11 protein-coding genes and 1 pseudogene are annotated in these 13,737 nt (G+C 67.3%); 9 read left to right on the top strand and 3 right to left on the bottom strand.

The genetic code is table 11. From position 1 onward, the window contains the following. Positions 1 to 20: 20 nt before the first annotated feature. Both FAZ11_RS00630 and FAZ11_RS00625 read left to right on the top strand, forming a co-directional pair. Positions 21 to 2,552 carry a mechanosensitive ion channel family protein gene (locus tag FAZ11_RS00630; protein ID WP_240043594.1) on the top strand — a complete coding sequence of 844 codons (2,532 nt, stop codon included), beginning with the start codon at positions 21 to 23 and terminating at the stop codon, positions 2,550 to 2,552. Between the two features lie 5 nt (positions 2,553 to 2,557). Continuing rightward, complete coding sequence (locus FAZ11_RS00625) at positions 2,558 to 3,298, top strand: NUDIX domain-containing protein (protein ID WP_074528080.1); 741 nt, start codon at positions 2,558 to 2,560, stop codon at positions 3,296 to 3,298. Here the strand turns inward: FAZ11_RS00625 and cysE are convergent. The 3 genes from cysE to FAZ11_RS00610 all read right to left on the bottom strand — a co-directional run bounded on the left by cysE (position 3,280) and on the right by FAZ11_RS00610 (position 5,306). Continuing rightward, on the bottom strand, positions 3,280 to 4,068 hold the full coding sequence (cysE, locus tag FAZ11_RS00620; RefSeq protein ID WP_137279328.1) for a serine O-acetyltransferase: 789 nt from the start codon (positions 4,066 to 4,068) through the stop codon (positions 3,280 to 3,282). The genes FAZ11_RS00625 and cysE overlap by 19 nt on opposite strands. Before the next feature lie 158 nt (positions 4,069 to 4,226). Further along, positions 4,227 to 4,751: a GNAT family N-acetyltransferase gene (locus FAZ11_RS00615; RefSeq protein ID WP_137279327.1), complete on the bottom strand. Its 525-nt coding sequence runs from the start codon at positions 4,749 to 4,751 to the stop codon at positions 4,227 to 4,229. Positions 4,752 to 4,763: 12 nt separating this feature from the next. Further along, complete coding sequence (locus FAZ11_RS00610; protein ID WP_058785577.1) at positions 4,764 to 5,306, bottom strand: helix-turn-helix domain-containing protein; 543 nt, start codon at positions 5,304 to 5,306, stop codon at positions 4,764 to 4,766. A gap of 739 nt (positions 5,307 to 6,045) precedes the next feature. Between FAZ11_RS00610 and FAZ11_RS00605 the strand changes: the two are divergent. The 7 genes and pseudogenes from FAZ11_RS00605 to cheB form a co-directional block, all read left to right on the top strand. Beyond that, a pseudogene (locus FAZ11_RS00605) lies at positions 6,046 to 6,222 on the top strand (con-10 family general stress protein); the annotation flags it as partial. Between the two features lie 208 nt (positions 6,223 to 6,430). Further along, positions 6,431 to 8,236, top strand: a complete 1,806-nt coding sequence (locus tag FAZ11_RS00600) for a methyl-accepting chemotaxis protein (RefSeq protein WP_058788520.1) — start codon at positions 6,431 to 6,433, stop codon at positions 8,234 to 8,236. Between the two features lie 2 nt (positions 8,237 to 8,238). After that, positions 8,239 to 8,700 carry a chemotaxis protein CheW gene (locus FAZ11_RS00595; protein ID WP_058778472.1) on the top strand — a complete coding sequence of 154 codons (462 nt, stop codon included), beginning with the start codon at positions 8,239 to 8,241 and terminating at the stop codon, positions 8,698 to 8,700. Beyond that, the gene (locus tag FAZ11_RS00590; protein ID WP_137279326.1) at positions 8,697 to 9,944 is read left to right on the top strand and encodes a CheR family methyltransferase; all 1,248 of its coding nucleotides are present in this window, start codon (positions 8,697 to 8,699) and stop codon (positions 9,942 to 9,944) included. Before FAZ11_RS00595 ends, FAZ11_RS00590 begins: the two co-directional genes overlap by 4 nt. Continuing rightward, complete coding sequence (locus FAZ11_RS00585) at positions 9,941 to 10,468, top strand: chemotaxis protein CheW (protein ID WP_058789294.1); 528 nt, start codon at positions 9,941 to 9,943, stop codon at positions 10,466 to 10,468. The genes FAZ11_RS00590 and FAZ11_RS00585 overlap by 4 nt, the downstream gene beginning before the upstream one ends. Beyond that, positions 10,465 to 12,654, top strand: coding sequence for a hybrid sensor histidine kinase/response regulator (locus FAZ11_RS00580; protein ID WP_137279325.1), 2,190 nt, complete (start codon positions 10,465 to 10,467; stop codon positions 12,652 to 12,654). Before FAZ11_RS00585 ends, FAZ11_RS00580 begins: the two co-directional genes overlap by 4 nt. Next, positions 12,651 to 13,682: a chemotaxis-specific protein-glutamate methyltransferase CheB gene (gene cheB, locus FAZ11_RS00575; protein ID WP_058767543.1), complete on the top strand. Its 1,032-nt coding sequence runs from the start codon at positions 12,651 to 12,653 to the stop codon at positions 13,680 to 13,682. Before FAZ11_RS00580 ends, cheB begins: the two co-directional genes overlap by 4 nt. Positions 13,683 to 13,737 lie beyond the last annotated feature (55 nt).

The raw sequence follows: 13,737 nt of genomic DNA, 5'->3' as shown, positions 1-13,737 counted from the left end.
TAAGTGCCGGATTCCTCGTCATGACAGAACCTCCCATGCCGACTCTGCTGCTCTCCCTCCTGCTACTGTGCTTCACCCTCCCCCTCCAGGCCGCCGAGGCGCCCGCCTCCTCGACCCACCTCGATCCGCAACAGGCGCGTCAGGTGGCGGCGCTGCTGCAAGACCCGCAGCGGCGCCAGGAATTGATCCTGACGCTGGAGGCCATCGCCAATCAGACCTCGACCACCCAGGGTGCGGCGCCCGCTACGGCCACCGCGACCACGCCAGCCAAGGCGACCAGCGCTCCGGCGGCGACCGAGGAGAAGACCCTGGTGCCGCTGGAAGCCAACGGCCTGATCGCCCAGACGCTCAATCGCGTCGGCCGCTGGGGCGACAACCTTGGCAAGGAGCTGGTCCAGGTGCAACGCGCGGTACGGGACCTGCCGGACTGGTCGCGCGCCAGCTTCACCTCCGAAGCCGGCCGGCGAGCCCTGCTGCAGGCCGTGTTGACCCTGGCGGTGCTGTTCACCGTCGGCCTGCTTTGCGAATGGCTGGTAAGACGCCTGCTCGCTCGCCCACGGCGAGCCTTGCAGCTGCACGCCGATCACGCTGACAGCCGCGCGCGACGCCAGGCGCAGCGCGATGCCGCGCAGCAACCCCCGGCACCTCCCGCGCCGGTCGACGAGGATGCCGCCGCCACCCGCCCGGCGGAACCTGCGGTCGCGCTGGTCCAGACCCAGCGCGATGGGATCGACCAGCTCGAGGCGGTGCCCATCGCCCCCGCCGACAGCGCCGCGCCGCCACCCAGCGAAGCCGAACCCAAGCCAGCCACGTCCGAATCCACGCGCAGCGACCGCGCTCGGCCCAGCGCCGAAGAGCACTGGACCACCCTGCGCCACCTGCCCTATGCCCTGGGCCTGCTATGCCTGGAACTGCTGCCGCTGCTGGCCTTCTGGGCCAGTGCGGCCTTGCTGATCCATTACCTGGTGGCGTCGGATGCCGCGCAACGCGAGCTGGTCGGCGGCTTCCTCGGCGCCTACCTCACCACCCGTCTCGCCCTGATCGTGGTCCGCCTGCTGATCGATCCCGCCGCCCACGGCATCCGCCTGCTCAAGGTCAAGGCGGCCCTCGCCTGCACCCTGCTACGCTGGCTGCACGCCTTCGTCGCCCTGCTCACCTTCGGCCTGGCCCTGGCCCAGGCAGCGGACATCCTCGGCGCCACCGAGGCTGGGCGCGAGGCCATCGTCAAGCTGGTGTCGCTGCTGGCGCACCTCTTGGTGGTCGGCCTGATCTTCCAGGTGCGGCGGCCCGTCGCGGCGCTCATCGCCGGTCGCCAGGACGGCAGCGGCCTGCTGGCCGGATTGCGTGCCTGGCTCGGCCAGGTCTGGGCGGTGTTCGCCGCGGTGTTCGTCATGGGCGGTTGGACCATCTGGGCACTGGACGTCGAAAACGGCCTGCCGCGGCTGATGAGCTTCATCGCCGCCACGACCGGTATCGTCATCCTCGGCCGCTTGACCGCGGTATTCCTGCTCGGGCTGCTGGGCCGACTGTTCCATCCGGAGCCGCGGGAAGACGGCACCACACCCGGCATGCACCTGCAGCGCTACTATCCGCTGGTACGTTGGCTGGTGGGCGTGATCGTCACCCTGGTCACCGTGCTGGCACTGTTCCAGTCCTGGGGCTGGAACGCCCTGGACTGGTTCGAGGACGGCAGCATCGGGCGCAGTCTGCTGTCCGCCTTCCTCACCATCCTCATCGCCGCGATCATCGCCGTGGCCATCTGGGAAGGCGCCAACGTGGTGGTGAATCGGCGCCTGAATCGCTGGAGCGAACGCGGCGATACCGTGCGCGCAGCGCGCCTGCGCACCCTGCTGCCAATGTTGCGCACCGGTCTGTTCATCCTCGTCGCCCTCATCGTCGGCCTCACCGCCTTGAGCGAACTGGGGGTCAACACCACTCCGCTGCTGGCCAGCGCCAGCATCATCGGCGTCGCCCTGGGCTTCGGCTCGCAAAAGCTGGTACAGGACTTCATCACCGGCATCTTCCTGCTGCTGGAGAATGCCATGCAGGTCGGTGACTGGGTCACGGTGGCCGGGGTCTCCGGAACCGTGGAATACCTGTCGATCCGCACCGTACGACTGCGCGCCGGTGACGGCTCCCTGCACATCGTGCCCTTCAGCTCGGTGTCGGCGGTCAACAACATCAACCGTGGCCTCGGCAACGCCGCCATGCGCATCAGCGTGGGCTACGGGGAAGACATCGACCGCGTGATCGCCGAGCTCAAGGACATCGGCGCCGGGCTGCGCGCCGACGACGCCTTCAAGGACCTGATCCTCGCCGACCTGGAGATCTGGGGCGTGGATGCCGTCGACGGCGCCATGGTCACCCTCGCCGGCCAGATGAGGTGCATCGACAAAGGTCGTTGGGGCGTGCAGCGCGAACTCAATAGACGCATCCTCGAACGCTTCCGCGAGCGCGGCATCGAGATCGCCAACCCGCGGGCCAGCCTGTTGCTGCCCAGCGAAGCCGTTAGGGTACCATCCGCGCCTACCCAGCCACGCCCCGCGGAGTAGTCGCCGTGCAGTATCGCCAAGACGCCTTCAATGGCCTGATCATCGACGCCGCCTCGCTACCGTCCAGCCGCGAGGCCTTCGCTCCGCTGCTGGCGGAGCTGCTCGACCAGGCCCGCCGCGAGGGTCGCAACCTGATCTGGCTGACCCTGCCGCTGGCCCTCGGCGAGCTGGTAGGCGTCGCCACCGCGGCGGGCTTCGTCTTCCACAACTGTCTCGAACAGGAGCTGACCCTGGTCTGGCGTGGCACGCCCAGCGCCTTCGCGCCCTTCGTCCCTACCCACAGCCTGGGCGTGGGCGGCCTGGTGCTCAACGAGCGGGGCGAGCTGTTGGCGATCCGCGAGCGCGGCAGCCAGGGCTACAAGCTGCCGGGTGGCCATGTCGAACTGGGTGAGGACCTGGCGCCCGCGGTGATTCGCGAGGTCTGGGAGGAAACCGGCATCCACAGCGCCTTTCGCGCCATCGTCGGGATGGTGACCACCCACCCCTATCGCTTCGGCAAGTCCAACCTCTATCTGGTCTGCCGGCTCGATCCGCTGAGTGCGGACATCGCCATTCAAGATCCCGAGGAAATCGAGGACGCCCGTTGGCTGGCGCTGCCCGACTACCTGGCGGACGCCGGCAACAGCGCCTTCAATCGTGAGCTGGTGCGCAGCCTGGCGCAGAGCGAAGGCTTGGTGCCCAGCGCCCTGAACAGCGAGCGATATCCCAAGGCCGAAGTCTTTCTCGCTCAGTCGTCGAAGGACTGATCCATGCTTTCGGCCGGATGAGCATCCCGCGGCCGGCCCACCGGGCGCGCCGGGATGCCGACCACCGTGGTGTGCGGCGCCACCGGGTGCAATACCACGCTACCCGCGCCGATCTTCGCGCCTTCGCCGATTTCCAGATTGCCGAGGATCTTCGCGCCGGCGCCGATCATCACGCCCTTGCGCACCTTGGGATGGCGGTCGCCCTGCTCCTTGCCGGTACCGCCGAGGGTCACCTGCTGCAGGATGGATACGTCGTCCTCCACTACCGCGGTCTCGCCGATGACGATGCCGGTACCGTGGTCGAGCATGATGCCGCGGCCCAGTCGCGCGGCCGGATGGATGTCGATGGCCAGCAGCCGGTTGCAACGTGCCTGCAGATGCAGCGCCAGCAGGCGTTCGCCGCAGGTCCAGAGGGCATGGCCGAGGCGATGCGCCTGCACGGTCAGGAAGCCCTTGGAGAACAGGAAGATCTCCAGCAGGCTGGCGTAGGCCGGGTCCCGCGCCAGCACCGCTTCCAGGTCGGCACAGGCGGCCGCCAGCAGCTCCGGCCGCTCGGCATGCAGCTCCACGAAGCGCTGGGCGAGTTGCTCGGCCTGCCGTGGATCCTCCGCCAGCGCATCGGCGCAGCGCCGAGCCAGCGCACTGGCCAGATCCTCGGGCTGCAGCAGCGCCCGCGCCAGTCCATCGGCCAGGGCCGGCGCCTCACGGCGCCCCGCCTCGGCCTGGGCGCGCAGGAGTTGCCAGAGTTCGGTAGCGGAGCGAGGGGGCATGACTAGCGGCTTTCCTAGGTTCTGTACGAAAAATCGCCGAGCGAAGGTCAGGCGAGGCGAAAAAGGCTGAGGAAGCGGAGTTTACGAGCGGTAAATGAGCATTCCGAATGCCTTTTTCAACGAAGCATCACCGAGCGTAGGCATTTTTCGTACAGAACCTAGAGATGAAAGGCGCCAAGCTTAGCGGGCTGTGCGGGCAACGTCTTGTACATCAGGGTGGTGCTGTCGCGCCGCGCCGGCTGCAAGGCGTCCAGGGCATAGCCGGGAATCCTGCCGGCCGCCGTGTAGCCCAGGGACAGATAGAGCGGTTCGGCGTGATCGTCGCTGCGGTTATCGAGGGTCAGGAGTTCGCGCCCCTGCGCCCGGGCGGCGTCCTCCAGCGCGAGCATCAAGGCGCGTGCTATGCCCCGGTGCGGCTGATTGGCCGGGGTATCGAGCAACAGTTGCACGCTGCCCACCACCCGCCCCTGGTGCTTGGCGGCAAACAGCAGCCGGGCGCCCCTGGCTACTGCCGGGATCACGGTATCCGTCCAGAAGCCGCGGCTGGCGGCCTCCGCCAACGGCAGGATGAAACCGATGCTGGCGCCCTGGGCCACGCAGGCACTGAGCAGGCCTTGCAGATCGTCGAGGTGCGCGGTGCAGCCTGGCGCCTCGAGTCGTTCGATGAGCAGCGAAGAAGACATGGGGCAGATCCTTCAGATGAGAAACAGGAGGTAGCGCGCACCCGCGCTCCCGCTCAGGAAACGACTGCGGCCCCAGAGTCGATAACGCAGGCAATCACCCGCCACCAGCCGGTACGACTGGTCCTCGACCCACAGTTCGAGTTCGCCCTCGAGCAACACCAGATGATGTTCGAGCCCCGGCCGTGGCGAGCTCTCGTAGCGGATGTCGACGCCGGGACCCAGTTCGCTCTCGATCACCTCCCCGGTCAGCGCGCGGGACGGCGGCGACACGGAGCGGCGCGAGAATGCCTGGTCGGGATCGCGCCATACCTGCTGGCTAGCGCGCCCGAGGTGGGCGGGAAAGCCGCTTTCCACGCTGTGCAGCAGGCGCGTCAAGGTCAGTCCGTAGGCCGCGCAGAGCTGACCCAGTACCACGGTGGTTGGACTGACCTCGGCGTTTTCCAACCGGGAAAGCGTCGCCCGGCTCACGCCACTGCGGGTCGCCAGCTGTTCCAGCGACCAGCCCTGCTCCAGACGCAGGGCCTTGAGCCTTAGTGCTAATTCACTCTCTAGCATGGTCTTCTCCCAAAAATGATATTTTCTCTCACATTAGAGAAATTGAGGTAAGGCTATCGCCCTGGTCACCGTCGGTCCGGGCGCGTTGTCGAGGTATCGAACTGCCACCGATAGCGGTCCAAAAGAATCTTCAGCGCCCATCGACCCAAGGTGGACTTTGCACATCATGACTAGCGCCTTAAACTTTATCGGAACAGCTATTCGGGCTTTTTCCGACCCTTTTCTGATACTGAAAACCCAATAGACGGGAAGGGCTCTGGAAACGCCCTCACGGACGACTCGATAGTGCTGAATCCTCATTATCTGAGCTGATATTGCTCACGAGACAGGACTGTTCATCCAATTAATTCGCTGTTTTCGGAGAACGGTATCCTGCAGATGACGTCTGATTCGATAGATCGAAAAGCCCAGAATCGACGCGCCCCGCGACGAAATATTTCAAAAAATTTCCAAACCGACGACTTTTCCAGCACCCTTATCTGATAACTATTGGACGAATTCTTTTACAGCTCCTGTACAATATTTTCCCTGAACGCTCTAATTCGCAACTCCCATCCCCACGAACTTGTATTTAAGTTTAATGCCGTCCAATTAAACACCCCTCCATCGCTCATCGAGAACTCACTTTATTCAGGGCGACTCTTAATTTTGAATCGCTTAGCCTTTGGGGGCACAGCGCGTTCAAACCTTAATAGTCGAAAGTGGGAGAAGTTTGATGGCTAACAAAAGCAGCAATCCAGGCAACTTCGCCAACAACCGGGAGCGTGCCGCCGAAGCCGGGCGCAAGGGTGGTCGCGCGAGCGGCGGAAATTTCGCCAACAACCCCGCCCGGGCTTCCGAAGCGGGTCGCAAGGGTGGCCAGAACAGCCACGGTACGCGTAGAACCGAGGCGGCGAACGAAGCCGCACCGACCTGAAGCGGACTGACTCCCCCAGGCAGCCTCCCGGCACCAGGTACCGTTGGCAGGCTGCCCCCCTGATCGTCCCCCGCACCACTCACCGCCTTGCGCAAGCCGCCAGTGCCTTGCAACTCCCATAAATGCATGACCGTGCTACTTTTATCGGACAGCCTGAGTGGCCCTTGGGGCTCACTCGTTCCGCCCTCGTCCGCTCGTGCCGGTGCCCATGCTCGATAACGTCCGCATCCAGAACAAACTTTTCGCCGGCTTCGCCGCCATCCTCGCCCTGGTCGTGCTGCTGCTCTGGCAGACCTATGCCGCCCTGCAAAGCCTGGTCGACGCCAACCATTGGGACAGACATACCGCCGAGGTGCTGCTGGCCGTCAGCGAGCTGGACAACAACGTCCTCGAAACCCGCGCCAAGTTGCGCAATTACTGGCTATTCAACACGGCGGCCAATGACGAGGCGGCGCGCCAGGCGTGGCCGGACCTGGAAGCGACACTCAAGATCCCGCAACAGCTGACCGCGGACAATGCCAGCCAGCAGCAGCGCTTCGCCCGCCTCGTAGCCGGTCTTGCGGACTGGCGCCAGAACACCTTCGAGCCCCTGCTCAAGCTGCGCGAGACGGCCAAGCTGACTCCTGAGCAACTGGCCAATGAACCCCTGATGAACACCATGTCCAGTCAGGTCGAGGCACTGCGCCAGCAGATCCGGGCGATTGGCGACGAAGAGCGCCAGTTGGCCGCGCAACGGGCTGGGCATACCGACATCGTCCGCCAGCAGCTAACCTGGACCCTGATAGCCGGCGGCACCTTCTGCGTGCTGCTCGCCGCCCTCATCGCCTGGCTGCTCTCCCACAACCTGCTGCGCTCGATTCGTGGCCTCACCGATACCGTCGCCCGCATTTCCGCGGGCGAGAGCGGCGCCCGTGTCCAGGTCCGGGGTCGTGACGAACTGGGTCAGGTGGGCGTGGCCTTCAACGAGATGGCCCAACAGATCCAGGACGACCATGCCCGCGAGCAGGCGCTGATGCAGCGCCTGCGCGATGATGTCGACGATTTGCTCGGGGTGGTCAACAAGGCCGCGGCCGGCGATCTCACCGGGCGCACGGCGGTCAGTGGCGATGACGCCATCGGCCAATTGGCGCGGGGCCTGGGCAAGATGATCGACGACCTGCGCGGGATGCTCACCAAGGTCCAGCGCGCCGGTATCCAAGTGACCTCCTCCACCACCGAGATCGCCGCCTCCTCCCGCCAGCAGGAAGCCACCAGCATCGAACAGGCGCAGACCAGCGTGGAAGTGTTGAGCACCACGCGGGAAATCGCCGCCAATGCCAACGCCCTGCTCAAGACCATGGAAGAAGCCGTACAGGTGGCGGACGAGACCACCCACGGCGCGGTGCAGGCACGCAGCAACCTGGCGAGCATGGACGCCACCATGCAGCGCATGGTGGCGGCGACCGACTCCATCAATGCCAAGCTGGCCGCGCTGTCGGAGAAGTCCAGCCACATCAACAAGGTGTTGACCACCATCACCAAGGTGGCCGACCAGACCAACCTGCTGTCGCTCAACGCGGCAATAGAAGCGGAAAAGGCCGGCGAAGCGGGTCGCGGCTTCTCGGTGGTCGCCACCGAGATCCGCCGCCTGTCGGACCAGACCACCGCCGCCACCGACGACATCGAACAGATGCTCAAGGACATGAATTCCGCGGTCTCCGCCAGCGTCATGGGCATGGACAAGTTCTCCGAAGAGATCCGCCGCAGCGTGCAGGAGGTGGAGAGCGTCAGCGACCAGTTGGCCGGGGTCATCGAAGACGTGCAGAAACTGCCGGCGCGCTTCGACATCGTGCTGGAGGGCATGCAATCCCAGGCGGTGGGCGCCGGCCAGATCGCCGAGACCATCACTCAGCTCAACGATAGCACCCAGCAGACCACCGAGGCGCTCAAGGCCACCAGCGAGGCGGTCCAGTATCTGCAACAGGCGGCCCAGGACCTGCAGAGCAGCGTCGCCACCTTCTCGGTCACCCGCTGACGATGCAGATCCTGATCTTCCACCTGGCCGATGAGCCCGCGGCCCTGCCGACGACCGCCATCCGCCAGGTGTTGCCCTTGCTCGAACTCACCCGTTTTCCCGCGGCGCCGCCTGGCGTGGCGGGCCTGATGAACCTGCACGGCGTGGCGATCCCGGTGGTAGACGTCACCGCCATGAGCGGCGGACGGGGTGCCCGGACGCAGCAGGACACCCGCATCCTCTTGGTGGACTATCCCCTTCCCGGTACGGCCGGCGGCAGCCGTCCACTCGGCCTGGTGGTGGAAGGCGTGGTCGGCGTGCGCCGGGTCGCCGCCAGCGCGCCGCGGCCGGCCGGTATCCCGCTGCCCAGCTATCCCTGGTTGGGTGAGGTGCTGGAAACGCCAGACGGCCTCTGGCTCTGGCTGGAGCCGCAGCGGCTGCTGTCGCCCGCCCTGGCCGACCTGCTGTTCCGGGAGGTCGCGTGAAGCTCGATCCGCGCCTGGCCCCCCTGGTGCGCTCGCGCACCGGCCTGGCCATTGCCGACGACATGCTGGCGCGCGCCATCCGCCAGCGCTTGCGCGAGCGCCAGGAGAGCGAGGCGGACCTCTATATGGCGCGCATCCTCGACGACGAAGCCGAATTCGCCGACCTGCTGGACCTGCTGGTCATCCCCGAGACCTGGTTCTTTCGCGATCCCCAGGCCATCACCCATGCGGCGCGCTTCGCCCAGCAGCGCCACGAAGGCACCGGCCGCCCCGTCAGGTTACTCAGCCTGCCCTGCTCCACGGGCGAGGAACCCTATACCCTGGCCATGGCCCTGTTCGATGCGGGCCTGCCGGCCAAGGCGTTCCAGGTGACCGCGGTGGACATCAACGAGCCGTCCCTGGAGCGGGCCAGACGCGGACTCTATGGCCGCAATTCCTTTCGCGCCCGCGAGCTGGACTTTCGCGAGCGTTACTTCACCGCCGAAGGCGACCGCCATCGTCTGCACGAACGGGTGCGCGCCCAGGTCCGCTTTCGCCAGGGCAATATCCTCCAGCTCGGCAGCCTGCGCGATGGCGCGCTCTTCGATGTGGTGCTCTGCCGCAACCTACTGATCTATTTCGACGACCAGACCCAGGGCCGCGCCCTGAGCCATCTGGCCGCCCTGCTCCACGACGACGGTCTGCTCTGCGTGGGCAGCTCGGAAATGGTGAGCGCCATGCGCCATGGCTTCGCCAGCCTGGGCGTGGCCCAGGCCTCGGCCCTGATCAAGCGCCAGGCCGTCACGCCGGACCGCGCGCCACCCCAGCCGGTCGCCAAGCCGACGAGACGCAAGGCCCCGGCACGCCCCTCGGTGATCCACTCGCCGCTGGCCACGCCCGCGCGGCCAAGGACAGCACCGGCCCCGGCAGCGCCGCCACCCGAGCGATCAGCGGCGCCGCTGGAACAGGCCCAGCGGCTGGCCGACGCTGGCCGCGCCGCCGAAGCCGAAGCCCTGCTGCGCACTCTGCTCGACCAGGATCGCAGCCAGGCCGGTGCACATTTCCTGCTGGCGCTGATCCTGCCCGATGAGCGTGCCGCCGAGGCCGAGCGGGCGCTGCGCCAGGCACTCTACCTGGAACCCGGACACTATCCGGCGCTCTGTCGGCTGGCGCTGATCTGCGAAAGAGCCGGTCGCCTCGACGAGGCCGGCCGGCTGCGCGAACGGGCGGCCCGCATCCAGGCGCGTGGAGGTGACGACGCATGAGCCCGATCCGCGAACTCGACGCCACCCAACGCGCCGACTGGGCCGAGCGCTATGCCGAGCCGCTGGACGACCACCAGACCCGCTCGGCCAGCGCCCTGGTGTTTCGGCTGGGCGCGGAATGGCTGGGGCTACCGGGCAGTTGCCTGGTCACGGCCACCGAACCCACGGCGGTCCACCGCGTCCCCCACCGCCGCTCTCCCTTGTTACGTGGCATCGTCCCGGTGCGTGGGCAACTCTATCCCTGCGTCGCCCTGGACCTCCTGCTCGGAGTGGCGCCGGCCAGCCAGACCCGCGGCTTTCCCCGTCTGCTGCTGCTGCGCAGCGGGCGCCGCGAGTGGGCGGTGGCGGCGGATGAGGTCCTGGGTCTGCAACGCTATGTCCCGAGCGAAGTACAGCCACCGCCGGCAACCCTGGGGGGCGAGTTGCTCAGCCAACTGAGTGGCGTCTATCGGGAAGGCGCCTATCAGGTTGGCCTGATCGACCTGGCACGGCTGGAACGGGCCCTGGAAGAGGCCCTGCGATGAGCCAGCCACCGCGCGATGTGCGCGAGATGTCCCTCTATGATCTCTTCGCCAGCGAGGTGCAGAGCCATCTGCAGGCACTGGATGCCGGCCTGCTGCGACTGGAACGTGATCCCGGCAACACCGGGGTGATCGAGCCGATGATGCGCGCGGCCCACTCCATCAAGGGCGCGGCGCGGATCGTCGACCTGGACGGCCTGGTGGAGCTGGCCCACGCCATGGAGGATTGCCTGGTCGCCGTCCAGGCGGGTCAGCGCCAGCTCAGTGCCCAGGATCTCGACCGGTTGTTCCGCTGCGTCGACTTCCTCGGCGAAGTCAGCCGCCTGGACGAGGCCGCCAGCCAGCGCTGGCAAGCCGAGCAGCGCGACGCTCAGCACGCGCTGGCCCAGGCGCTGAGTGCCGTCGAGAGCGCGCCGCTCGCGCCACTGCCCAGCGTCCCGCTCCCCCTCGCGCCGGAGGCGCCTCCGGTTACCGAGGAGCCCGCGCCAGACAACGAACGCGGGCGCGATCCCCTGCGGGTGGACAGCGGCCGCTTCAACCAGATTCTCGCCCTCACCAGCGAGGCCCGGGTGATGGGTCTCGGCCTGCACGGACTGGTACAGGGCTTTCAGGGCTATCGCAGCGAGTTGCAGGCGCTGTTCGGCCAGACCCAGGGTGCCAGCAGCGAGCTGCGCCAGCGCCAGGAGGGCCTGCTCGACCGCTATCAGCAGCAGTTGCAGGCGCTGGAAGCCTATGAGCGGCGACTGCTGGGGGTCTGCCAGGGCCTGCTGGACGAGGTGCTCGGGGTGCGGATGCGCCCCTTGCGCGATGCCGTGCAGGGCTTTCCGCGACTGGTCCGCGACCTGGCGCGGGGGTTGGACAAGGACGCCACCCTGCACATCGACGGCGCCGACACCCTGATCGACCGCGAGGTGCTGGCGCGCCTGGAAAGCCCGCTCAACCACCTGCTGCGCAACGCCGTGGACCATGGCCTGGAGCACCCGGCCGAACGCCGCGCCCTGGGCAAGCCAGAGAGCGGCCAGATCCGCCTCGAGGCCCGGCACGTGGCCGGTCGACTGCAGGTCAGCCTGCACGACGACGGTCGCGGCCTGGATCTGGAACGCGTACGCGCCGCGGTGATCGCGCGGCGCCTGAGCCCGGCCCCCATCGCTGCCGAACTCAGCCCCGCCGAGTTACTGGAATTTTTGCTGCTGCCCGGTTTCAGCCTCAAGGAGACGGTGACCGAGCTATCCGGCCGTGGCGTGGGCCTGGACGTGGTGGCCGATGCCATCCGCGCCCTGGATGGCGAGGTGCACCTGGAAACGCGGCCGGGTGCGGGTTTCACCACCCACCTGCTGGTTCCGGTCAGCCGCTCCATCGTGCGCGCGCTGGTCGTCGATATCGCCGGTGAAGCCTATGCCCTGCCGGTCAACCGCATCGAGCGGGTCCTCCGTCTCGCGCCGAGCGAGGTCCACTCCCTCGAAGGCAAGGCGTTCTTCCTGCTCGGCGAGGATCGCCTGGGCCTGGTCGCCGCTCACCAGCTCCTCGAACTCGAGGGCGCCCCGCCCAGTGGCGATCTCGCCGTGCTGGTGATCGGTGGCGGCGAGCGCCGCTATGGCCTGGTGGTCGACCGGCTGCGCGGCGAGCAGGGACTGGCGCTCAAGCCGCTGGACGAGATCTTCGGCAAGCTGCGCTCGATCACCGCCGGCGCCCTGCTCGACGATGGCAGTGCGGTGCTGCTGCTGGACGTCGCCGACTTGCTGACCGGCATCGAACGCCTGCTCGGCGAGGGTCGCCTGCGCCAGGTGCAGAGCGGCAAGACCGCCGATACCCGGCGGATCAAGCGCATCCTGGTGGTGGACGACTCCCTCACCGTCCGCGAAATGGAACGCAAGCTGCTGGAAGGCCAGGGCTACCAGGTGGAGGTCGCGGTGGACGGCATGGACGGCTGGAACGCCGTACGCGCCGGGGAGTTCGACATGCTGCTGTCGGACATCGACATGCCGCGCATGAATGGCATCGAGCTGGTGGAGCTGGTACGCCGCGATCCCCGCCTGCATGCCCTGCCGATCATGATCGTCTCCTACAAGGACCGGCCCGAAGATCGGCTCAAGGGAATGCAGGCCGGTGCCGATTACTATCTGACCAAGGGCAGCTTTCACGACGACGCCCTCATCACCGCCGTGCAGGACCTCATCGGAGCGCCATGAGAATCGCCATCGCCAACGATCTGCTGCTGGCTACCGAGGCCTTGCGCCGCCTGCTGGTCAGCGATGGTCGCCACACGGTTGCCTGGATCGCCCACGATGGCGAAGAGGCCGTCGCCCGGTGCGCCGAAGATCGGCCGGACCTGATCCTCATGGACCTGCAGATGCCGCGCCTGGACGGCATCGAGGCGACCCGGCGGATCATGGCCCAGTCGCCCTGCGCCATCCTCATGGTGACCGCCACCCCCGATGACTGCGAAGGGGTGTTCCGCGCCATGGGCGCTGGCGCCCTGGACGTGACCGCCACCCCGGCGCTGTCCGGCGGGGCCGACGGCGGCGCCCTGCTGCGCAAGATCGCCCGTATCGAACCCCTGGTGCGCCTGCCGGAGCGTCCTGCCCAGCCGCCGTTGCTCGCGACGGCAGCGACGGCTAGCCCGGCGCCAGCCCTGCCGGGCGCACTGGTGGCCATTGGGGCGTCCACCGGTGGGCCGGCCGCGCTGGTGAGCCTGTTCGAAGGCTGGACCCCGACCGCCCAAGCCAGTGTGGTCCTGGTCCAGCACATCGATCGGCGCTTCGCTCCCAGCTTCATTGGTTGGCTCGGTACCCAGATCGCCTGGCCGGTGCAGGCCGCCATGCCGGGCGCCATGCCACAGCCCGGCCAGGTCAGCGTCGCCCTGGGTGACGACCACCTGCTGCTGGATAGCCGGGGACGTTTCCTCTATACCGCCGAACCGGCCGATTACCCCTATCGGCCGTCGGTGGATGTGTTTTTCTCCAGCCTCGCCGGCCACCCGCAATTCGCCCGCGACGCCCTCGGCATCCTGCTGACCGGCATGGGCCGCGATGGCGCGAATGGGCTGTTCGCCCTGCGCCAGAGCGGTTGCCCTACCCTGGCCCAGGATGAGGCCAGTTGTGCCGTATACGGCATGCCCGCAGCTGCGGTTAGAATGGGGGCGGCAGAACGGGTGCTGAGTCCTGCGCAGATCGGCGCCTGGCTCCAACGGCGCTTCGCTGACAGGTCACGCAGTTGAGCACGACACACGACAGGTCGCCGACAGGAACGTCGGACGGCGCAGCGGCACGGAT

The organism is Pseudomonas rhizoryzae (assembly GCF_005250615.1).
GTDB classification, from domain to species: domain Bacteria; phylum Pseudomonadota; class Gammaproteobacteria; order Pseudomonadales; family Pseudomonadaceae; genus Chryseomonas; species Chryseomonas rhizoryzae.
The sequence above is the reverse complement of the archived record's forward strand: the minus strand, read 5'-3'. Positions and strand labels throughout refer to the sequence as shown.